Source organism: Legionella fairfieldensis ATCC 49588 (genome assembly GCF_000621525.1).
In the GTDB taxonomy this organism is placed as follows: domain Bacteria; phylum Pseudomonadota; class Gammaproteobacteria; order Legionellales; family Legionellaceae; genus Tatlockia; species Tatlockia fairfieldensis.
Genome location: NZ_JHYC01000001.1, coordinates 189301 through 212372, shown reverse-complemented (window position 1 = coordinate 212372; position 23072 = coordinate 189301). Strand labels below are relative to the sequence as shown.

Below are 23072 nucleotides of genomic sequence, written 5' to 3'. Positions count from 1 at the left end.
AAAAGAATGTGAGAAACAATGACCAAAAACAATAAGCCCTGGAATTTGGAGGAAATAGAACGTATCTATACTCAGCCCTTTAATAATCTGCTTTATGACGCTCATGCTGTTCATAGGCAAAATCATGCTGAAAATACGTTACAATTAGCCAGGTTACTTAGCATTAAGACAGGAGCTTGTCCTGAGGATTGTGGATACTGTTCACAAAGTGGTCATCATAAGACACGTGTTGAAAAAGAAAAATTAATGTCGGTTGAACAGGTATTGGCTAAGGCGAGAGAAGCGAAAGCCAATGGTGCCCAACGTTTTTGTATGGGAGCAGCCTGGCGTTGTCCTCCTGAGAAGGCCATGGCAGACTTAACTGCAATGATTGCGGGCGTGAAAGCACTGGATATGGAAGCCTGCATGACGTTAGGTATGTTAAAGCCTGAACAGGCTCAGGCTTTAAAGGAAGCAGGACTGGATTTTTATAATCATAATATCGATACCTCTCCTTCTTATTACGACAAGGTAGTGACTACGCGCCGTTTTAGCGAACGTTTGGAAACATTGGATCATGTACGGCAAGCGGGGCTTGGGGTTTGTTGTGGCGGGATTCTGGGACTCGGTGAAAGCCGCGAAGATAGAATTGAATTTTTATGGACTCTGGCAACTATGGAAACGCCTCCTGAAAGCATACCGATTAATCGCCTGATTCCGGTGGAAGGTACGCCTTTAGCAAAAGCTAAACAGGTTGAAGGCGTTGAGCTGGTAAGAACCATTGCTACAGCGCGGATAATCATGCCGACCAGTGTTATTCGTTTAACAGCCGGGCGAACCGAAATGAGTGATGAGTTACAGGCTTTATGTTATTTCGCGGGGGCTAACTCTGTATTCATTGGTGGCAAGCTATTAACAGAAGCTAATCCAGAACAAGATGACGATCAAATCCTTTTTGATAAATTAGGATTAAAGGCTTTTACCGAAATATGATAAATTCCCGGCTTATTGATCATACAGCGCGACTGAAAGAACAAGGCTTACATCGTAAACGTTTGTCTGTTTATGATGATTGGTTGAACTTCAGTTCCAACGATTATTTATCGTTAAGCCTTGATTCGCGTATTAGCAACGCGTTTCAAAAAGGTTTTGCTGACTACCCATCAGGGAGCGGTGGCTCAATGGTGGTGTGCGGTTATCATGGAATTCATAAAGAATTGGAGCAAGCTTTTGCAAAGGCTTTAAAAGTAGATGATGCGCTTTTATTTAGTTCAGGTTATGCAGCTAATTTGGCTATCATCACGTTATTAAGCCAATTTGAAACGCATCTGCTCCTTGATAAAGCGCTACATGCTTCTTTCTATGATGGTTTACGTTTGACGAATGTTCGTTATACGCGATACTTGCATAATAATCTTCAAAATCTTGCGTTAAAATTACAAAAACGGCCTTCTAATCCCGTTGTTATTACGGAAAGTGTATTTAGCATGAGTGGTCAAATGACCAACCTGCATGAAATGACAACGCTTTGTGCTACTCATAGTGCAGACTGCCTTGTTGATGAAGCGCATGCCTTTGGTGTATGGGGTCGCGAGGGTTTAGGAGCTGTGGTGCATTATGGTTTATCGCAACGGCATATTCCCTTACGAATTATACCGCTTGGCAAGGCATTTGCAGCGCAGGGTGCGGTAGTAGCAGGCTCTGAAGAATGGATTGATGCGTTGCTGCAATCTGCACGTTCCTTTATTTATTCGACAGCGATAAGTCCTGCTTTTACTTATGGCTTATTAGAAACGTTAACTATTATTCGAAAGTCTGATGATAAGCGACGAAAACTCCATCAATTGATTGATTATTTTCAGAAAGCCTGTAGTCATTCACCTTTAAAATGGGTTTGTTCGCAAACGCCTGTTCAGCAATTGCAATTAGGCTGTCCTCATAAAGCGTTACACTATGCAGAGGTGTTGCGGAGTAAAGGTATTTTTTGTCAGGCTATACGTGAACCTACCGTCACTAAAAAACACACAGGCTTAAGAATAATAATCAATTATCATCATAACTCTGATCAGATTGATTATTTATTTTCACAACTTCATCAAATTTATGAATCTACATATTGAAATTAGAGGACAGGGAAAACCGCTGGTACTTTTTCATGGCTGGGGTTTTGATCATCGCGTTTGGTTACCGCTGGCTACTCGTCTTGAAAAAGAATATCAGCTTTATTTGGTGGATTTACCCGGGTTTGGTCTTAGCTCGCCCATGGATTGGGTTTTTTTTAAACAAAAATTGTTGCAACAATTGCCGGATTCCTTTGCACTCATTGGCTGGTCTATGGGCGGTTTGTTTGCCACAAGGCTGGCTATTGAAGAACCTTCCCGGATAAGTCATCTGATGAATATCGCGACTTCGCCTTATTTTATAAAAGAACAAAATTGGCCGGGTATTACTAAAACTGTTTTTGCTGGTTTTTACTCTAATTTGATAAAAAACCCGCAAGCAACCTTGTCTGAATTTATTCGATTACAGTTGAATGGCCAGACTTATGAGTATCCCCATGAGCAAAAACTTGCACCGCACAGTCTGCAACAAGGTTTGCAAATTTTAGCGCAATGGGATCTGAGAGTGTCTTTGCAAGATTTCAACAGGCCGACCTGTTTTATTTTCGGACAATTGGATGCTATTGTACCGCGAACCACCATGGAAGCAATGCAAAAGCGTTATTCTGCGTTTGATTATTTCATGTTTACAAAAGCAGCTCACCTCCCTTTTTTATCGCATCCGGATGAGTTGATCACTGTTTTAAGGCGGCTCCTGTGAAAACCTATTTTATTACTGGTACGGATACCGATTGCGGTAAAACCTACGTAACTTGCCGGTTAGTGGAGCATTTACAACAAAAGAAAAAAAGTGCTCTGGCTATAAAACCCGTAGCAAGTGGTTGTCTGGTAAATAACGATCAATTGGAAAACGCAGATCTGTTAAAATTACAGCAATATAATCATGCCAACTATCCGATTAATGGTTGGCAATTTGTTTCGCCTGTCTCACCTCATCTCGCTGCAAAAGAAGCTGGCAAGCGATTAAGCAGTCAGGAGATCGCTGATTTTTGTTGCAATGAGCAATTTTCCTCATTAGATTATTTATTGGTAGAAGGAGCCGGTGGTTTATTGGTGCCCTTGAACGAGGAAGAAACCTGGCTTGATTTTTTAAAGTTGACACAAATACCGGTTATTGTAGTCGTAGCGATGCGTCTTGGTTGTTTAAACCATGCATTGCTCACGGATTCAGTATTAAAGACCAATCAGATTCATTATGCTGGTTGGGTGGCTAACTGCCTCGATAAAGAAATGCTGGCTTTGTCTGATAATATTTCAACATTATCGGCAAAAATGTATGGACCTCTTTTAGCGACGCTTTCTTATGAAGGAAGTTGGATTAACAACTTTGATTAACTGGAGTATTTATTGATTTTTAATCGCTTTTTTTAAGTCATCATGTTGTTATGAAGATGTATTTTTGTATTCAAATGGTTTATTAACATACTGAGGAAAAAATAATGCCTTCCATTTCCCCTATAAGCCCTGATTCTAAATTTTTTGTTGCTCAAATAGACTTTAAAGGTGCGAAATTTACAAACGAAGATTGTGTCAAAAAGATTACGGCCGGAGAGACTTTTACAAGGAACACTTTGTTAGATTTTAGTTCGATCCAGGATGCTAAAGATCATACAATGAAATGGCCAAACAGGCGAAAATATTGGTACATTTTAGAATACGAAAACATTGATGATAAACAGGTGAGAATCCTTGGTTTTTGTTCAATGGAAGAAGCTCAAGAGATGTATCGGTTGGACCCGCCTGTAATTTATCAGCGCGAAGTCCGCAAGCTAGTAAAGGGACCCCATATAAAGGGAATCCAATACACAACAGAATACATGCAGCCTCCTTCAGCAGACGAGATGATGCAAAAGGAAATCAAATCTTCTTCCCAAAAGGCAGTATCTGACACCAACGCGAAACCGGACGGCGTTTTTGAAGAAGAAGACAAAGAACTTAAGTGGGCGCTTGAAGCAAGCGAGCAAGCTTACATAGAAGAACAACAGCGTATTCACGATCAAATTATGCAGAACGTTCAAAAACAAGAAGGTCGAGATAAAGAAAAAAGAGTTGAATCAAACAACAATAGTCCCTGGTCTTCACAATCCACTGAACGAATGTCTGTTGCCAATGCTAATTCGCACTCTTTTTTCTCCATATCGAGATCCATCATTTCGAAGTTTCGTTGGCCTATTTCTTTGCCTGAACCTGATTTTTCTGAATTCAATAGAGAGGAAGCAAAAGCTACCACCACCACCACGACAACAACCACAACTTCTTTCTCCGAAAAATCAGTGCAAGAGATCCCCGATGAATTGTGTTGTCTTATCACGTGGGAAATTATGAAAGAGCCAGTAATTTTATCAATGGACAAAAGAACTTATGAGAAAAAGGCCATTATGGAGCATTTATCTCTACGTAGAGATTCACCAATTAACCGTATAAAAATGCATGAATATCAAAACATTGAAGATGTTCTTAAAAAGGATGAGGATATGGAAAAGAAGATCAAAGCTTTCCGAGAAGAGCATCCTGAAGTATTCAATCAATCTCAAATAAGTCCTGGACAATTGTGATATTTCTATCTGATTATAATTATAAGCAATGTATAGAGTTTGACCAGAAACTAAATTCAGAATCAGATGGATTGTCCATATTTCGCATGTTAGCTATAATCCCTGGTTTATTCTTCATAACTCATGAGAAGAGAATAGGTAATAGCTACCAAGTAGAATTATTACTATCCGTTTTTTTTCGAGTTTATCTGTCAAGGAGATAAGTTGATGCCAATTTATGAATATGAATGTACCAGTTGCCATCATCATTTTGATTTAATGCAAAAAATAAATGACGCACCGGTTAAGCAATGTCCTCGTTGTTGTGAAGATACAGCGACACGGCTGGTTTCTGCAGCGGGTTTTCAATTAAAGGGAAGTGGTTGGTATGTCACTGATTTTAAAAATAAGGGTAGATCCGAACATAAAAAAGAAACCGGTTCTGATACGGCTGTAACAAGTGAAGCGAAACCTGCGGCAAAAAAAGAATCTGAGTCGAATACGTCGTCAGCAAGTAAAACGAAAGGTGAGAAAGAGTGAATTCAAAATCCTTACGGCGGTATCTCCTGGCTGGCTTAATAGTTTGGTTACCCATTCTGGTGACTATCGTAGTGCTGCGTTTTATTGTGGAGCTTCTTGATGGTACGATGGCTTTATTGCCTGCGGCGTACAGACCTGAGCAGCTGGTTGGCATGCATATTCCTGGTTTGGGTGTGATCATTTCGCTGATTTTATTGATAACAACCGGCGTTCTGGCCACCAATTTTTTGGGACAGCATCTGGTAGCCTGGGGAGAGGCCGTATTAGCAAAAATACCTTTAGTACGTTCTATATACAATGCGTCCAAGCAGGTGATACAGGCTGTATTTGCAACTAACAGCCAGGCATTTCGCAAGGTGTTATTAATCGAATATCCGCGTAAAGGGTTGTGGAGTCTTGCGTTTCTCACAGGTACATCGCATCCTGAAGTGCTTTCGCGAACAGGCGAGGAAATGTTATCTCTTTTTGTGCCAACAACACCCAATCCTACGTCGGGTTTTTTAATGATGATTCCCAAAGAAAATGCTATCGAGTTATCCATGTCAATCGAGGAAGCATTAAAATTTATTATTTCTTTAGGTGTCGTGGCTCCTCCAACCCCTCCAATGACGGAAGTAAACGTCTAATTTTTTAAACAGGTAGTTTATGAGATCACATTATTGTGTCAATGTTAATGAAACCATGATTGGACAAACCGTTCGTATTTGTGGTTGGGTTCATAACCGTCGTGACCACGGTGGTGTTATATTTTTGGACATACGCGATAGTTCGGGTCTGCTTCAGGTTGTTTATGAGCCAGAACTTGCTGAAGTTTTTACCAGTGCGGAAAAATTGCGCCATGAATTTGTTGTGCGTGTGACAGGAGCGGTTCGCAAGCGACCAGCAGGTATGATTAATGAAAATATGGCGACAGGTTCCATTGAAATTGTTGGGAGTGAACTTGAAATATTAAATCAAGCTCAGATCCCACCTTTTTTACCGGATGATCACCAGTTCGTTAATGAAGATTTGCGTTATCGTTTTCGTTATCTCGATTTAAGACGTAGCGAGATGCAGTGTAATCTCACTTTAAGACACAATATGATTCGTTGTATACGTGAATATCTTAATGCACAGGGGTTCGTTGACATTGAAACACCGATGTTAACCAAAGCAACCCCAGAAGGAGCGAGGGATTATCTGGTCCCTTCCCGTGTGCATCCCGGTAAATTTTATGCGTTACCTCAATCACCGCAATTGTTCAAGCAGTTACTGATGATGTCCGGTTTTGATAAATATTATCAGATTGTACGCTGCTTTCGTGACGAAGATTTGCGGGCTGATCGACAGCCTGAATTTACTCAACTTGATATTGAGATGGCGTTCATCAATGAAGACGTCATTCAACATCTTATTGAAGGCATGTTGCAAAAAGTTTTTCATGACATTTTACAGGTGAAGTTGCCTGAAAAACTACCAAGAATGACGTACGCCGAGGCGATGCGACGTTTTGGGAGCGATAAACCCGATTTGCGTATTCCCTTGGAGTTGATTGATATCGCTGATTTGGTTAAAAATTCTGAGTTTAATGTTTTTGCGGAGGCAGCTGATAATCAGGACGGTAGAGTAGTTGCCTTAAAATTGCCTGATGGATGTACTTTGAGTCGGAAAGAGCTCGATGATTATGGACAATTTGTTGCTATCTATGGTGCAAAAGGGCTTGCGTATATCAAAGTTAATGATAAATCACAGGGAATGCAGGGCTTGCAATCCCCTATTTTGAAATTTCTGTCAGAAGCCAGTGTGAATGCAATTTTGGATAGGGTTGATGCTAAAACGGGTGATGTTATTTTCTTTGGTGCCGGGCATGAACAACTGGTTAATGAATCCATGGGGGCTTTACGTGTCAAATTGGGGCATGATCGCCAATTAGTTGAAGCAGGGTGGCGGTTATTATGGGTTATTGACTGGCCAATGTTTGAACGGGATGGCAAAACTCATCAATTGCAATCCATGCATCATCCTTTTACTTCCCCTCAAGAGTTATCTATTGATTCATTAAGGCAAAATCCTGCCAAAACCTTGGCTAAAGCTTATGACATCGTTATTAACGGTTATGAGATTGGAGGCGGTTCCATCCGAATTCATCAACCGCAATTACAGCAAGCTGTATTTGATATGCTGGGTATTGGAGAAGAAGAGGCCAAAGAGAAATTTGGTTTTCTACTGGATGCTTTACAATATGGCTGTCCTCCTCATGGAGGTATTGCTTTAGGTATGGATCGTCTGGCAATGTTATTGACTGATTCCAGTTCAATTCGTGACGTTATTGCATTTCCTAAAACACAATCAGCCTCTTGTCTTCTGACAAATGCACCTGCTGCGGTAAGTAATGCTCAATTAAATGAATTAGCTATTCGTATTGCACCGACAGCGAAATAAATTCGTCAATAAGCTATTTTTTTGAAATAGCTTATTGACGTTATTCGAACTATCCAGGGTAGGAAGACATGATAGGTCTTGGCAGATAAGTATTCAAGGAGTATGATGTAGTATCTAATTCCATTGTCTCAGTTTGTGCAACTTTCTCAGTTTTAGTTGACTTTATAACGATATATGCCGCGGTTTGTCCCTGTATCCGGCGCTTGAGGCACAATACCAGCATTCCTTGGTGCTGAGGTAGGCCGTGGCACGCAGGTTATGAGAGTGAGTAATATTGAAACAAAAAGCGGTTAAAAAAAATTTATTATCTGCCTGCCTGACAATTGGTCCAGGCAATTTGTTTTCTCATGCGCAATGGTGGATTGTTTGTTGTTTAGCGTTATTCCTGTTAACAAGTACTGTAGCGGTTTCTGCCCAGCCAGATGCTGGCGCCAATAAACTAATTGAATACCTGGTACAGGAAAAGAATAATTTAACCCAGGTTCTGAACGAATCAAAATTATTGCCGCCGCCAGAAAGTCAGGCAGAATACACTAAGCGATTGCATGAAAATCAGGCAATGATTGTTTTAAATCAGGGAAAAATCACTAGCTTTGAAAACTTTCTTGCTACTCAAAAAAAATTACAGGATGATTTTACCCAGCGCTTAAAGCGTTTGCAGCAAACGCCTTTGGCGGCTACAACACCGATTAATTCACAGCAACGAATCAGCAAAATTAATACCCTTAATGAGATCAATAAAAAGACCATCAATCTAATCAATGAGAATATGGTTTTAGCTAAACGTTATCAGGATGCATTAATTTTACAAAATCAACAACTCGATTTGTGGAAATCCAAAAGCCATCTTCATGAGCAATTAGAAAAACTTCGTGATCAGGAAAACAGGCTTAATGAATCATTGGATAAGCTTTATCAAAGTAGTATTAAATTACAGCAGGAATCCAATGCAAACTCTACGCTTGAGGCAAAGTTATTATTAAATGATCAGATTATCAATTTAACTCAGCATAAAATGGCCGAAGTTGATCTACAGAAAAAACTTGCCAAAGCTGATTATTTACTTCAAAAAAGTCCGGACATAAGAACTTTACAAGCAGTAACTGAAACCTATAAAAATGCAATTGGCCAGTTATCGGATATAGAGCAGGCACTAAAAAAAATGGTGCTTCTGTTAAGCAATGGTCAACGTCATTTATTTGATAACCGTTTAAAGCAGCAATATTCAGCGCTAATCCGTATCGTTAATTCCAGAATAGAAGGAATTACTATCCAACAGCAAACCCTACAGGAAGATCTTGAAAATCATGAGCAAGAACTCAAAAAACAATTGTCCGTAAGACAGACTTTATCAGAATATCGTCTGGATAGTTGGACTTCTATTCTGGAGCAATTCACAAGAATTCCTGGCCAATTTTATAATTATGTTAAGTCCCTGACGCTTAAAGTACGGGATAATTATTTGTGGCAGGATATATTGCCTGCTACCTTTATCTGGCTTGCTCTGGGGGTTATTGGTATTGTGGCGGTCAGTTTGCATAAACTACTGAAACGCTTGACCCATGACAAAGAGCGTTCACGTTTATCAGGGCATTTATACGATGGTATTTTAATTCTGATAAGCCGTAATATTTCGCAATTAGCTATTGCTGCTGCAATCATCGTTTTGCTTCATCTCAATCATATTCCTTTTGTGCATTACCATTTATTAGTCAATCTCATTTTTATCTGGTTGACTTTTCGAGCATTAATCCTTATCGCTCGTCTTGTATTGTTAGAAAGGATCAGCGATGCCTCAGGTCAGGATGTCAATCTCTATCATCGGCTTAAATGGCTTCTCTTAATTGGCGGGTGGACAACCACATTAATGACTATCAGTCATGAGTTACCTTTATCTTTACTGTTACAGGATATTTTTAGCCGCTTATTTATGCTGTTTTTGCTGGCTGTTTCGATAGTAGGATGGAAGAGTAAAGAGATGATTACCCATTTGCTTCATCCTTTATTAAAAAGTAAAAAAAGATATTTCCGTAATGCAATTATGTTATTAGTTGTTCTTATTCCTTTAACAATATTTACTACTGCAATTATTGGCTTAATCGGTTATATCAATTTAGCCTGGACAATGAGCCGTTACCAGATACAAGTTCTTTTAATTATTACCGGTTATGTCTTAATTCATGGTTTAATTTTTGATGCATTGGATCTTTTATCAGAGTGGATGATCTCATCACTGCGTAATGGTTGGTTATGGATCGAAGTTGTATTGAAACCTCTGGATAAAATACTTCGAGTTACTTTATTTATTACCAGTCTTTTTGTTGTTTTCCAGCTTTTGGGCTGGTATTCCGATTCTGCGATAAGAGCAGGAATACGTCAGTTTGGCGAGTATCCATTAGTGAATCTATCAGGGATACATATTACGCCGGTCAGTATACTTGAGTTTCTTATTTTACTTTCTGTCTTCATTTGGGCTTCAAAATGGACACGCGAATTTTGTTATCGCTGGCTATATCGAGATGCTCGAGACGCAGGCATTCGCAATAGTTTATCGGTTTTTACTCAATATGCAGTGATTCTCATTGGCGGATTTATTACTTTACGGGTTTTAGGGTTGGATTTCAGTGGTATGTCAATGGTTATTGGTGGCCTTGCTGTGGGTATGGGTTTTGGTCTGCGCGATTTTGCATCGAATATCATTGGCGGACTTATGTTACTTATTGAAAGACCGGTACGGGAAGGGGATTTAATTACCTTAGGGACGCATGAAGGGCGAGTTTCACATATCGGTATCCGTTCCATGCGTGTATCTTCCTGGGATAATATGGAAGTACTTATCCCTAACGCGGAAACTTTTAATAAACCTTTTACTAACTGGACTCATCAGGATAGTATTGTACGAACCGTTATTCCGGTTAAAGTCAGCCGTGCGGACGATCCGGTGATAATCCAGCAATTAATCCTGGATGTGCTGGCTATTATTCCCGAAATCGTTGAAGACCCACCGTCTCAGGTTCTTTTAAAACAAATCGATGACGCACTCATTGAGTTTGAGATTCGTTATTTTATCAATGTGCAAATTCATACTCGGGTTGAGGTGCGTTCAAAAGTTCTATTTGCAATTATGGCTCAATTTAAAGCAGCCGGTGTGCAAGCGCCAGTACCACCCTTCAGTATTGAATTAAAAAAAGGTGAATATGAACCTGTTATCAGCAAAAAAAAGGCTGAATAATGAGACAGAACTTATAAGGCGATGTCAGCATATTGAAGGAATGAGTTTCAGTCAGCTAGCGGCTTCCCTGGATTTAAAAATGCCTGCTGAACCGCAAAAACGTAAGGGCTGGGCAGGTCTTGCCATGGAATTGGCCCTTGGCACCACAGCCGGCACGAAGCAACTTCCCGATTTTATTCATCTTGGTATTGAGCTTAAAACATTGCCGCTTAATGCGAAGGGCAACCCCTCAGAATCAACATTTGTTACGAGTATTCCTTTGTTAACCATTCACCAACAACGCTGGTTAACTTCTCAATGTTATAGCAAATTAAAACGCGTGCTTTGGTTACCTGTTGAAGGAGATAAAACAATCCCCTTTGAGCATCGCCGAATAGGTCGAGGCTTTTTATGGTCACCTGATAAGCAGGAGGAAGCAATTTTAGCAAATGACTGGCAAGAATTGGTTGCAATGATGAGTACAGGGCGATTGGATGAGGTTAATGCAAGCATGGGACAGTATCTTCAAGTAAGGCCCAAGGCTGCCAATGGCCGCTCTCTTTGTTATGGCTTTGATAACGATGGAAATAAAATATTGACGCTTCCTCGCGGTTTTTATTTACGTAGTAGTTTCACCGGGCAATTACTTATAAAAAATAAACCGACTTTTTGAATTTTTTGTTTGGTACCAAGTTAATCATTTATTAATCTAAACCATTTAATATTTTATTAATAATATTACCTTATACTGGTTAATAAAGACACTAAATGGTTAATAAAATGAAAACATTCATTGAGATCTTTGTTGAGTTTATAGGTAAAAATAATCTTGCAGAACTGGAAGATAATATAAAGCAACACTATGCCAATCCAATAAAGTTTCATAAAGATTATGATCTGCTATTAATTAATGATATTCCTGATATTGATAAGTTATTTGATGCAATAGGCGCGACATCTGGTCAACGAGAAAATTATCGTAAACAACAATTGACTGTTCATCAATTATTTAATCAGTTAATGGACGATAACCTGTGTCAGACACACCAACAATTTGAGCACATTGTAGCAGTCATTCAGAGTGTAAAAACCACACAAAAATTAAAATTTGCGCTCATGGGGCTGGTTGCGGGTACGGTGTTTGTTACAGTAGTGTCAGGTTTAATGACTTCTCAAGGATTATTGACCAATATAACCAATTTTGTTCAAGGACTGATTCCTGCAATTGTCGGTAGACTGCCTGTCATAGGTTTAGTGGGTACCGTTTCATTATTTGCGGTTACCTTGGTTCAATACAATTATAATCCTACCAAACCTTTCTGGAGGCGTGTAGTGGATAATGTATTTTCAATTGCTGAAAATGCATTCAATGTGGCCAGCTATGGTTTATGGATAGCGGCAGCCACGGCGATAATGACTCCTTTAGTGGCCGGTTTATCGGTTGCTGCTTCCTCAGTAAGCGTTTTTAAAGAAGTCGTTTCCTTAATAAGAGAGCGAAGACAATATCAGGAAGAATACAAGAAATTGAATGAGTGGAAGATAAACCCCCTGGGCTTTCGCAAAACGCCTGTAGACAAGGCAGAAGCTTTAAATAAAGAAGCGTTGATAGATAAAGCCCGCGCACGACATGAAGCCAATAGTAAACTCCACTGGCGATCTTTTTTCACCAACTTCACTGCTGCGGTTTGCATAGTGGGTGTGATAGCTGTATGGAATTTTTTTCCTCCTGCACTTTTTGTTACGGTTGGTTGCATAGCTGCAATTGTGGCCGTTTATGCGATTAAAACGTTAGTGCTCAAAGTATCCAATTCTTCGATTAATAAAGAGCTACAGAACAATTTAGAAGGGATTACAAAGCAATTAGATGCTGATCTTCAAGCTACAAAAACAGCTGAGCCCGCTATTAACGTCGACAAGAAGGCAGAGAAGGATTCTTCTCTAAAAATGATAGAGGGTTTAAGCGGGATGACGCAATCCAATTCCTCTATCCATGCTCAGAAAAATGTTACCTGGGATAGAAAAACATTATCGAAATCCTGTTCCGAAGAAGAAAAAATCAGTGTTGATCATGAGGAATCAGAAAAGACGACTATGATTATAAGATAAAAGGGGACTGTAGGGGATGGTGCTATTGAATAAATGGTTTACTCAAATGAATTGCGGCTTTGGCTAATCAGACTTACAGAAATTTTACCGTTTTTATCTTTACTTCGTTTAAGTATTGCATAAGTGGTGAGATGTAAATCTTCCATAGTAATTTTTGCCACACTCATAAAGTATTGGCTCTCGACGGTAATATCTTCATGGCGAATGTTTAATTTTTGGAGCAAAAGGCTAATACGATTGAGATCCTGAATACCTTTTTCTCCTCGAGCTTCTATTAGCTCATCAACCTGGTTTTCATTCAAACCATTACCAAGTGCCATGAGAACCGGTTTGGATGCGGTATTGATGTTGATAGGCGTAGGGGAGTCGGGAAGCACTGTAATATAAGGAAGAAGGGCCTGATAGATTGAAGGAGTCATTCCTTGCAGCAATCTGAATTCAGATACTTTTTGCATGAATTGGTGAGAAGGGTAGTAGGGGGGTTTTTGTTTTAAATAATAATTGAAAAACGATTGGGAGCCACGTCCAGGCTGATAAGGGCTGAGCCAGTCTTCCAGCGCGAGAACCAGTATGCGATGGGTGGCGGGTGGCAAGTTTTTCACTGTATTTTCAATCAACTTAAAAAAAAGAAACCGATACTTTTTATCGGCTAAATTATTTAAATTAAATCGTGCTTGTAAGTCATATAAACTGCCACGAATGAGAGCATTGGGATAAATAGTGCTGAATTTATCAGGAAAATCCGACAGCTTGCCCTGTCTGTTACTTAAAGTAACCTGATTTTTATTGGTCAACTCGCTCATCGCCCAAAAAGTTACTGCCTGTGAAGCCAGGGTAAGTTTGTCGCTGACAATGGTTAATCGGGTTCTATAAATATCAAGCTGTAAGCGGGTAGTCATTGCAATAGCAGCAATTGCAACCAGTGTCATGATGAAAAGAGCCGAAAGGAGAGCGCTACCCTTGGAGATGCTATTATTTTTCTGCATAGAATGCTCCGGGAATAATGAAAAGAAAACTCATCTTTCCCCCATGCTTTGGTGTTAATTTGATTTGTATCGCTTCAGGTAACGGTTCTGCATGCTGATTTTGTTGTATGGCGTTGGCTCGCCATTCAGACAAAACCTGTAAATTATGATTTAAATAAGTAAACTGACAATGAGTCAATCCGTCAAGCATGATTCTGGTATCATGGTTTTCTCGGTCTGGTGTATCCAGATTAGCCCAACTGCGGCGAATTAATTGATTATTATGACATACCCAGGCAATACGTTGCATGGTGCTACGTTTTTCTTCCAGGTCTGTTCCGACAAGTCCGCCTCGTGTTAATTCGAAATAGTGAGACTCACCTATAAATGGGGGGAAATTCTGCATGTCATTACCGCGTACAGGTCTGGGTACGGCCTGTTCGGTATCCTGCATCATGCGCGTTATGGTAAGTTGTAAATCATTGAGTTGATCGGCTTGCTCAGCAACGCGTGCTCGTGTATTAAAAGCATAAAACATCACCGAGGACGTCATGGTTGCGACAAGGGCAAAAACTGCCAATGCGATTAAAATTTCAATAAGCGTGAAGCCTGTTTGTTTTCTCATGCGGGATACCAAAAGGCAATCAAAGGGTCAGTAAAAGGTCCTGCCTGATTCTTACTGACTGTAATGGTGATTTGTTGCATGAATTTTATCGGTGTCTGACTACTACTGGCACGCCAGTACCAGCGTTGTCCAAGCATTGATGTAACTTTCGTAATGGTCTGATTAGGAGGCACCTGGACCAGTCCAAGCTGGATCATGGTTACACCTTGCAGGGCAATCCAGTGACTGACTGTTTTTTCTTTTATACGTTGAGTATTAGAAACATTTTGAGCGGTTGCTTTTAATAAAGCGGTTAATGCTATCGCAATCACAGATAGAGCCAGCAGCACTTCGACTAGAGTAAAGCCTGAATATTTTTTCCCGGGTAGATATTTCCCTCTATTTTTGAGATTGGAGGATGAGTTGACCATTCTGTTTGCCTAGTAGAGTAACTATAGTTGGTTGATTGAGTGTACCAAAATCCATTGTAAATTCTGTCATATCACCGGCAGTATTGATAACAATGTCCGGCTTTCCCCGTCGATTTTTAGTATGTACATGGAGCGTACAAATAATGGAGGCAGGTAAGTTTCGCCTATGAAAAAGGCTTTTTACAGGCATGGCTTGCCAAGTGTTATCGATAAGACGATAAGTTTCGTAATGATCTTTACTGACAACAAGACCCAATGCATTTGCCTCCAATAAAGCGCGGTGCTGGACAAGTTTTAAATAAGAAGAGAATTCTTCGGCCGCTACAATGGCCTTGCGGCCAGTACCAAAATCGCCAAAAGCAAGAAGAGCAAAACTAATGGTGGTGGAAATAATAACAATCACCACCAAAATCTCAATCAAGGTAAATCCACGCTCAGCGTGCATCCCAATTGCCTATTTCTGCATTGATGCCGGTTCCTCCTGGCTCACCGGAAGCACCTAACGTATACACATCCACTTCACCATGCTGTCCGGGATTCAAATATAAATAATCTCGCCCCCATGGGTCTTTAGGCAACGATTTCAGGTATTGTTTCCAATCTCCTGGTATGGGATTTGTGGTTGGTTTTTCAACTAAAGCGATTAAACCCTGATCGCTGGCAGGGTAAAAACCATTGTCTAATTTATAGAGATCCAGAGCATTTTGAATGGCGAGGACATCCTGTTTTGCCTTGACCACACGAGCTTCATCGGGGCGGCTGATAATTTTAGGTACTACAATAGAGGCAAGAATACCTAAAATGACAACGACTACCATGATTTCAATTAAAGAAAAACCACTTTGTTTATTCATTAAATCTCCTGTAAGAAAATACAGAAACAGATTCTACTACAAGGTAGCACTTCTTGATATGGAAATACGCCCGGGTTTGTTCTACACCAATTGCTCCATGGAGAAGACCGGAAGCAGGGTTGCTAACACAATAAACAAAACGACTGCACCCATTACTAAAATAACCATTGGTTCGAGAAGTGTTAAAGCAGTATCAATCAATCGTTTGACTTCATTATCCAAATGAGATGCCGCCCGTTCCATCATAAGGGATAACTGGCCACTTTTTTCACCGCTGGCAATTAAATGGATTGCCATGGGACTGATATAACCCGTATTTTTTAATGCCTGACTGATTGCGCTGCCTTCGCGCACGCGAATAGCTGCTTTGTCAAACGCATCACATATAACGATGTTATTTACCAGACTTGCTGATACGCGCATGGTTTCCAGAACACTCACTCCTGCTGCGAATAATATACCAAAGGTATGAATATAACGGGCTACATTGACTGAACGAACCAGATAAGCGCTGACAGGAAGGCTTAATAAAATATTGTGCCATGCAGTACGAATTTTCATGTTGGCAAGGCTTTTTCTAAAAACAGCAGTAAAAACAATAATCGCCAAAAGAACCAGTAAGCCATAGGTCTTAATAAACTCACTGAGGTTAATTAACAGCGTTGTCATGACTGGCAGTGTTTGACCACTGTTGCTAAACACTTCAATAATTTTGGGAACTACAAAAGCGAGTAGAAAACTGATAATTGTTGTTGAAACAATAATCATTAAAGTGGGATAAATAAGAGCCTGTTGAATTTTTTGCCGAGTCTTTTGCTGATTTTCGGTATAATCGGCCAATTTTTCCAGAACTATATCCAGACGCCCTGTCTGTTCGCCAGCACCCACTGTCGCCCGATATAATTCGGGAAACGCATTGGGAAACTCACCCATCGCCTGGGCCAGAGCATAGCCTTCAAGCACTTTAGAGCGTACGCCAATAATCAGGCTGCGCACTTTGTTTTTTTCTGTTTGTTCGCTGACACCGCGTAAAGATTCCTCCACAGGGATGCCAGCTGCCAGTAAAGTAGCCAGTTGACGGGTTAGCAAGGCTAAATCCTGCGCTGATAATTTATCTTTATTGCGTAATTGTTGTTTTGCAAACGTACGAATTTGCGTAGGTATCAAACCTTGCTCGCGCAATAATTGACGCGCCTGGCGTTCAGAGTCAGCCTCTATAACTCCTTTGGTTGAAGAGCCTGATTTGGTTAGCGCTTGATAATGATAGGCGCTCATAATTATTTAACCTGAAGTTTACTCCAAGTCAGGGTCTGTTGAGGTTTGCTGACTTGAGCCAAAATAGTAAAAATATCAACAGACTCCAGTTTAATCTATTGGTTTTAATAAGTCACTTAGGGTAGACTGTCTGTAATCAATCTTGGAGATGATAATGAGTAAAAGTGATTTGATTTCATCAATAAAAGAACATGATGCCAAGTTTATTGACTTGCGTTTTACGGACACACGCGGTAAAGAACAACATATTACTATTCCTGTCTCCGCCATTGATGATGATTTTATTGAAAATGGTAAAATGATTGATGGTTCGTCCATTAAAGGATGGCAGAAAATTCATCAATCTGATCTGGCTCTCGTTCCTGACCTGAGCCGAATACTTCCTGATCCTTTTTATCAGGATAATACTCTCATTGTACGTTGTAATGTGGTGGATCCACAAACGATGTTAGGGTATGAGCGTGATCCCCGCTCTATTGCTCAGCGAGCCGAGGCTTATCTGAAATCCACCGGTATTGCGGATGAAGCCATGTTCGGGCCTGAGCCTGAGTTTTTTATTTTTGATGATGTTCGTTCAGAAACAGGTATGAGCGGTTCCTTTTACAAATTGGATTCTGAAGAAGGACACTGGAATTCAGGTAAGGTCATTGAAGGAGGGAATATTGGTCATCGCCCCAGTATTAAAAGCGGTTATTTTCCTGTACCGCCTGTTGATTCATCTCAGGATATACGCTCCACAATGTGTTTAACTTTGGAATCATTAGGTATTGTCATTGAGGCGCATCATCATGAAGTTGCTACAGCAAACCAATGTGAAGTAGCTACCCGTTTTAATAGTTTGGTGCATAAGGCAGATGAACTCCAGATTCTGAAATATGTGGTTCACAATGTCGCCCATAATTATGGTAAAACAGCGACTTTTATGCCTAAACCTCTAGTGGGGGACAATGGCAATGGAATGCATTGTCATCAGTCTTTAATGAAAGATGGAGTGAATCTCTTTACGGGTGATCAATACGCGGGTTTATCAGAAACGGCACTTTACTACATTGGTGGAATTGTTAAACATGCTCGTACCTTGAATGCGTTTACTAACCCCGCAACGAATAGTTATAAACGCCTGATTCCTGGTTTTGAAGCCCCTGTGCTTTTGGCCTATTCAGCTCGTAACCGTTCGGCTGCTATTCGTATCCCTCATGTCTACAATCCCAAGGGACGCCGTATCGAAGTCCGTTTTCCTGATCCGATGGCAAATCCATATCTGGCTTTTTCTGCGATGATGATGGCGGGATTGGACGGTATTCAAAAGAAAATCCATCCCGGTGAACCCATTGATAAGGATTTATATGATTTGCCGCCTGAGGAGTTAATTGATGTACCGACAGTTTGTTCTTCTTTGGAAGAGGCATTGCAACATTTAAAAGACGATCACGAATTTTTATTACAAGGGAATGTGTTTACTCCCAATTTTATGCGAAGCTATATCGAGCTGAAAGAAACTGAAATCGCGCAGCTTCGAGCGCTTCCACATCCGTATGAGTTTGAACTGTATTATAGTCTTTAATGGGCAGGGCAATATCAGATCATTTTAAATTAAAATAATACATGCCATCGGCACAAATGGAGTCATTCCCGTGAAAACGGGAATCTATTCTCAACTTACCTCATCACTTTGCTTAAGAGAAGATCCTCGCTTTTCGCGGGGATGACAGGTTTTGAATTTAGAAAAAGCAAGTATGATTTTGCGTTCTTTAATGGAGAGGTATGTTGCAATAAATTTTCTTCTACCAGATCTTGTTGGGAGTGTGTTGTTGGGGATGTGTTATTTATATCAATTGAAGATAAAGAACGTCTTTTAACAGTACTTGCTTTACTTGGTTTATGATTCAGGATGTAGTTATTTTTCCGTGAAGGTTCATCTTTTCTTGCGGTTTTCATGTGTAAAATAATTTTATTATGACCTTCTTTTCGTTGGCAGCACGTGTCGATACAATCTATCATTGTACGTAATAATAAGAGCCCCGGTGGTAACCCGACTACCCATGGTAGAGCAGAAAAAGGCAGGAAAAATGCTGTTATGACTACTATTATCAGGCTGGCAATAAAAAGTAATAAAGTTAGTAGCGAATTATATATCGCTAATTTTGTAGGTGACTTTGTCTGTTGCTCGAATGCAAGAACGGCGTGTTTTATCTGTTCAGAACTAGCCTTTTCATCTGACATAATACGGATAGCCTCTGATAATTTTTTTGCTATTTTTAAGGCAAGATCGCGTTCCAGTAAGTTGCTCTTTTTTAAAAACGCTTGATATTCATCTAAAATACTTACAGTTAATGATAGTTTATGATTCAAAAACTCCATGGTTGGCTGAAGTATTGGCTGGAATTCTCCTTCTTTAAATTTTTTCTTGATTTGTTGGATGGCAGAATTCCTGACATTTTCTTTTATAATTGAAAATTCTTCATCAATTTGTTGTTTAAATTTTTGATCATAAAGCATTTTTTTAACTCTACCTTGTATAATTTTTGTATTATTAATTTTTAATTAATAATACAATTTATCTCTTGAATTTTATTATTAGATCCCTATATACGAGAAGGTATAAGTGATTTTATTAGTGGGAGAGAGTTAAATGGTGGCAAAGCAACAAACCATGGGATTTCAAACTGAAGTGAAGCAAATGTTACATCTTGTCGTGCATTCGCTTTATTCAAATAAAGAGATATTTTTACGTGAGTTGATTTCCAACGCGTCTGACGCTTTGGACAAACTTCGTTTTTTAGCGCTTGCCGATGCTTCTTTATACGAAAATGACTCCGATCTTCGGATTACGATTGAACATAACGAAAAACTGAAAACACTCACGATTAAAGACAATGGGATTGGTTTAAACTGGGATGAGGCAGTTGAAAATCTGGGTACTATTGCCAAATCAGGGACTAAAGAATTTCTTAGTCATCTGACCGGCGAGAAGGCGAAAGATTCGCACTTGATTGGTCAGTTTGGAGTAGGATTTTACTCTGCTTTCATTGTGGCAGACAAAGTAACATTAAAGAGCCGACGTGCAGGTTTAAGTGCAGATGATGGTATTGTGTGGGAATCAACGGGTGATGGTGAATTTACTATTGCTCAGGAAAAGAAAGCGGATAGAGGCACAGAAATTATTTTACATTTAAAAAAGGATGACGAAGAATTCTTAAGCGATTGGCGAATACGTCAGATCATCAGCAAATACTCTGATCATATTTGTTGGGCAATAGTAATGAAAAAAGCGGTTGAAGAAGGCAAGGAAGCTAATGAGTTTGAAACAGTCAACAAAGCGACCGCATTGTGGACTTTGCAAAAATCTGAAATAAGTGATGAGGAATATAAAGAACTGTATAAGCACATTTCTCATGATTATCAGGATCCTTTAACCTGGTCCCATAATCACGTTGAAGGTAAACAGGATTATATCAGCTTGCTTTATATTCCTGCTCATGCTCCTTTTGATTTATGGCAGCAGGAATCGAAACACGGATTAAAATTGTATGTCAAGCGTGTATTTATTATGGACGATGCCGTGCAGTTTCTGCCACGTTATCTGCGCTTTGTAAAAGGTATCGTTGATGCAAGTGATTTACCATTAAATATTTCTCGTGAAATTCTACAGGATAATAAACAGGTAGAGGCGATAAAAACGGCTTGTACCAAACGCGTTTTAGGAATACTTGAAAAACTAAGTAATCAGGAACCTGAAACCTATCAGCGTTTTTGGGATGAATTTGGTTTGGTGCTTAAAGAAGGACCTGTTGAAGATTATGCAAATCGTGAAGCGGTTGCTAAATTACTGCGGTTTGCAACATCTACGAGCGGGTCTGACAAGCAGACAGTGTCTTTGACTGATTATGTTGCCCGAATGAAAGAAGGGCAGGATAAGATCTATTATATTACTGCCTCAAGCTACAATGCCGCTAAAAATAGCCCTCATCTGGAAATCTTCAAGAAAAAAGGTATTGAAGTTTTATTATTAAGTGACCGGATCGATGAGTGGCTGGCAGGTTATCTCAGTGAGTTTGAAGGTAAAAAATTACAGTCAATCAGCAAGGGAAAAATTGATCTGGATATAGAAGATGTGCCAGAAGTTAAAGAGCAGGAAAAAGCGTTGGAGCCAATGCTTAAACAAATCAAGGAGGTGTTGGGTGATAAAGTCAAGGAAGTTCAATTTACTCATCGCCTGACAAGTTCACCTGCATGTGTTATTGCGGATGAGCAGGATATGGGATTGGAAATGCAGCGTATTTTACAGGCCGCAGGCCAGCAGGTGCCTGTTTCTAAACCTGTTTTTGAAATTAATCCGGAACATGCCTTAATAAAACGCTTACACGGAATTCAGGACGATAATCGTTTTGCTGAATGGGTGGTTGTTCTTTTTGAACAAGCTGTTCTTGCTGAAGGCGGTCAATTGGATAATCCTGCTGATTTTGTCAATCGAGTTAATAATTTATTATTAGAAGCTTAATTTGGAAGAAGAGTTGCAAGTCATCTTTTTCTATTTTGTACCGGACAAGAAATCAAAAAATACCGAATTGTCGATTTTCGTCGGCAATTCGCGTCAATGGTTATTTTTTGTCCGGGACAAAGCTTTTCTAACTACCTGTGTTCAAGTTAAAGATTGATGAAAAAGATACCTGATAATGGTAAGTGTTCACGGAATATATAATTAAGAAGTATATAACGTCAATGTCTTGCCCGCGCAAGTGGAGAACTATCTGCAAATCAGACACAGTGCTAATTTTATGGATGGAAGAGAAAATTTGCATATCCGTGACGCTTACTAATTAATAATGTTATAATAGTTGACAAATTGTATGTTTTTTATGTCTAATGGATGGATAATTTTGTATACATCAATGCTCAATGAGATTTTTTAAGTTTTTATCTACCTCTGAAGAAGATACAGCAATTAAAATTCTATATCGTATAGCTGAAATTGACGGACATAAAGAGGCATCAATTTTCGATATTAATGAAGCAAGTATTGCATTATCTGCAGTTCTTAAAACCAATCTACATAAAGTTTACCAACGATTAGATGAATATCCAAAAGAGAAATTTATAGGGACGATTGCAAATCGTTTATATGAAAAAGCAAAATCTTATCCGGCAATTCAGCCAGAATTAAACAATGCAGGAAAAATTATCACAAATTATGAAACTGGATTTAATTATATATACGAAGAACACTATTATCAACTGGCCCATTTAAATAATGATATTATAGACTGGCGCAAAGACATTGTCACAACTCATTTAGTCTTGCCACCCGCGTTGTTTCACTCAAAAGAAGAACTCACAAACGCACTGGCAACCCTCTCCAAACCTTTTGACAGAGCACTTTTTCGTCTGGCTTCACAGAGTGAATACATGAAAAATTTGCCTCGTGAGTTGCGTAAACAGATTGCAGGTTATGTTGACCCTACGGCCTTTCCTCAGAGAGAGGATAAAAAAAAGCGGTTACAAAAAGAGGCAGTGATAGAGCAAGAGCGCGTGAAACACCGGGCTAATAACAAATTACGTCAGAACGGCATCTTTACTGCTATCCTTTTTCCAATCTTTATAGGGGCTATTGTTGCAATTTGTTTTATGCCTTTCTTGTCTTTGCCTTTATTGATTATTCCTGTCTGTGTTTTGTTAATAGTCGCTGTGACGATTGCTTTAAAATTCCTCCGATCTGAAAAATTTAAGATAGAAAAAAATTTGCAAGAAAATTTAAATAATATTACAGAAGAATTAAACAATAAGATTGAGCTAATTAACACAACTGAATGCACGGCTCATTCAAATAATAACCATACTCATCCAGTTCACTCTCATCGTAATAATTACAAACAATATGCTCTACAACAAACAACAACTGAAGAGGGGTTTATGGAGTATTTGGCTGTCGATCATTTTAAGATGTAGTTAGAAATCACCAACCCGGAGATAGACAAGACATGGAAGGCTCAACTTTAGTCATTTTTCCAATGTTGTGTGGCAGGCGTCATTAC

The 23072-nt window shown here is 39.5% G+C and carries 21 protein-coding genes; 14 read left to right on the top strand and 7 right to left on the bottom strand.

Annotated features, from left to right (window positions below; translation table 11 throughout):
- The first annotated feature begins 18 nt into the window (after positions 1-18).
- The 11 genes from bioB to T345_RS0100895 all read left to right on the top strand — a co-directional run bounded on the left by bioB (position 19) and on the right by T345_RS0100895 (position 12911).
- Entirely contained in the window at positions 19-972 is a 954-nt protein-coding gene (gene bioB, locus T345_RS0100945) for a biotin synthase BioB (protein WP_028387685.1), read from the top strand.
- Positions 969-2099, top strand: coding sequence for an aminotransferase class I/II-fold pyridoxal phosphate-dependent enzyme (locus tag T345_RS0100940; RefSeq protein WP_035917857.1), 1131 nt, complete (start codon positions 969-971; stop codon positions 2097-2099). The genes bioB and T345_RS0100940 overlap by 4 nt, the downstream gene beginning before the upstream one ends.
- A complete protein-coding gene (locus T345_RS0100935) occupies positions 2083-2799 on the top strand; it encodes an alpha/beta fold hydrolase (RefSeq protein WP_028387683.1) in 717 nt (238 codons plus the stop codon). The genes T345_RS0100940 and T345_RS0100935 overlap by 17 nt, the downstream gene beginning before the upstream one ends.
- Positions 2796-3434 (top strand): dethiobiotin synthase, encoded by a 639-nt coding sequence (bioD, locus tag T345_RS0100930; protein ID WP_028387682.1) that lies wholly within the window; start codon positions 2796-2798, stop codon positions 3432-3434. Before T345_RS0100935 ends, bioD begins: the two co-directional genes overlap by 4 nt.
- Before the next feature lie 278 nt (positions 3435-3712).
- Positions 3713-4654, top strand: a complete 942-nt coding sequence (locus T345_RS0100925) for a U-box domain-containing protein (protein WP_165476856.1) — start codon at positions 3713-3715, stop codon at positions 4652-4654.
- Between the two features lie 207 nt (positions 4655-4861).
- Complete coding sequence (locus tag T345_RS0100920; protein ID WP_028387680.1) at positions 4862-5173, top strand: FmdB family zinc ribbon protein; 312 nt, start codon at positions 4862-4864, stop codon at positions 5171-5173.
- Entirely contained in the window at positions 5170-5799 is a 630-nt protein-coding gene (locus tag T345_RS0100915; protein ID WP_028387679.1) for a DUF502 domain-containing protein, read from the top strand. Before T345_RS0100920 ends, T345_RS0100915 begins: the two co-directional genes overlap by 4 nt.
- 19 nt (positions 5800-5818) lie before the next feature.
- Positions 5819-7594: an aspartate--tRNA ligase gene (aspS, locus tag T345_RS0100910; protein WP_028387678.1), complete on the top strand. Its 1776-nt coding sequence runs from the start codon at positions 5819-5821 to the stop codon at positions 7592-7594.
- 274 nt (positions 7595-7868) lie between these two features.
- On the top strand, positions 7869-10826 hold the full coding sequence (locus T345_RS13185; RefSeq protein ID WP_242604590.1) for a mechanosensitive ion channel domain-containing protein: 2958 nt from the start codon (positions 7869-7871) through the stop codon (positions 10824-10826).
- Positions 10792-11478: a DNA mismatch repair endonuclease MutH gene (mutH, locus tag T345_RS0100900; protein ID WP_028387677.1), complete on the top strand. Its 687-nt coding sequence runs from the start codon at positions 10792-10794 to the stop codon at positions 11476-11478. The genes T345_RS13185 and mutH overlap by 35 nt, the downstream gene beginning before the upstream one ends.
- Before the next feature lie 107 nt (positions 11479-11585).
- Complete coding sequence (locus T345_RS0100895; RefSeq protein WP_131777755.1) at positions 11586-12911, top strand: hypothetical protein; 1326 nt, start codon at positions 11586-11588, stop codon at positions 12909-12911.
- Between the two features lie 38 nt (positions 12912-12949).
- On the opposite strand, the gene gspK is transcribed toward T345_RS0100895, so the two are convergent.
- The 6 genes from gspK to lspF all read right to left on the bottom strand — a co-directional run bounded on the left by gspK (position 12950) and on the right by lspF (position 17040).
- Positions 12950-13897, bottom strand: a complete 948-nt coding sequence (gspK, locus tag T345_RS0100890; RefSeq protein ID WP_028387675.1) for a type II secretion system minor pseudopilin GspK — start codon at positions 13895-13897, stop codon at positions 12950-12952.
- A complete protein-coding gene (gene lspJ, locus T345_RS0100885) occupies positions 13884-14501 on the bottom strand; it encodes a GspJ family T2SS minor pseudopilin variant LspJ (protein WP_028387674.1) in 618 nt (205 codons plus the stop codon). Before lspJ ends, gspK begins: the two co-directional genes overlap by 14 nt.
- Entirely contained in the window at positions 14498-14911 is a 414-nt protein-coding gene (gene gspI / locus T345_RS13180) for a type II secretion system minor pseudopilin GspI (RefSeq protein ID WP_051555067.1), read from the bottom strand. The genes lspJ and gspI overlap by 4 nt, the downstream gene beginning before the upstream one ends.
- Positions 14880-15356 carry a prepilin-type N-terminal cleavage/methylation domain-containing protein gene (locus T345_RS0100875; protein WP_028387673.1) on the bottom strand — a complete coding sequence of 159 codons (477 nt, stop codon included), beginning with the start codon at positions 15354-15356 and terminating at the stop codon, positions 14880-14882. The genes gspI and T345_RS0100875 overlap by 32 nt, the downstream gene beginning before the upstream one ends.
- Positions 15346-15765 (bottom strand): GspG family T2SS major pseudopilin variant LspG, encoded by a 420-nt coding sequence (gene lspG, locus T345_RS0100870; RefSeq protein WP_028387672.1) that lies wholly within the window; start codon positions 15763-15765, stop codon positions 15346-15348. Before lspG ends, T345_RS0100875 begins: the two co-directional genes overlap by 11 nt.
- 81 nt (positions 15766-15846) lie before the next feature.
- A complete protein-coding gene (lspF, locus tag T345_RS0100865) occupies positions 15847-17040 on the bottom strand; it encodes a GspF family T2SS innner membrane protein variant LspF (RefSeq protein WP_028387671.1) in 1194 nt (397 codons plus the stop codon).
- 154 nt (positions 17041-17194) lie between these two features.
- Between lspF and glnA the strand changes: the two genes are divergently transcribed.
- Positions 17195-18604, top strand: a complete 1410-nt coding sequence (gene glnA / locus T345_RS0100860; protein WP_028387670.1) for a type I glutamate--ammonia ligase — start codon at positions 17195-17197, stop codon at positions 18602-18604.
- Between the two features lie 95 nt (positions 18605-18699).
- Here glnA and T345_RS0100855 read toward each other — a convergent pair whose 3' ends face one another.
- On the bottom strand, positions 18700-19539 hold the full coding sequence (locus T345_RS0100855) for a hypothetical protein (protein WP_028387669.1): 840 nt from the start codon (positions 19537-19539) through the stop codon (positions 18700-18702).
- A 133-nt stretch (positions 19540-19672) separates the two neighbouring features.
- Between T345_RS0100855 and htpG the strand changes: the two genes are divergently transcribed.
- Positions 19673-21541, top strand: coding sequence for a molecular chaperone HtpG (htpG, locus tag T345_RS0100850; protein WP_028387668.1), 1869 nt, complete (start codon positions 19673-19675; stop codon positions 21539-21541).
- A 398-nt stretch (positions 21542-21939) separates the two neighbouring features.
- Entirely contained in the window at positions 21940-22986 is a 1047-nt protein-coding gene (locus T345_RS0100845; RefSeq protein ID WP_028387667.1) for a hypothetical protein, read from the top strand.
- Positions 22987-23072: the final 86 nt, after the last annotated feature.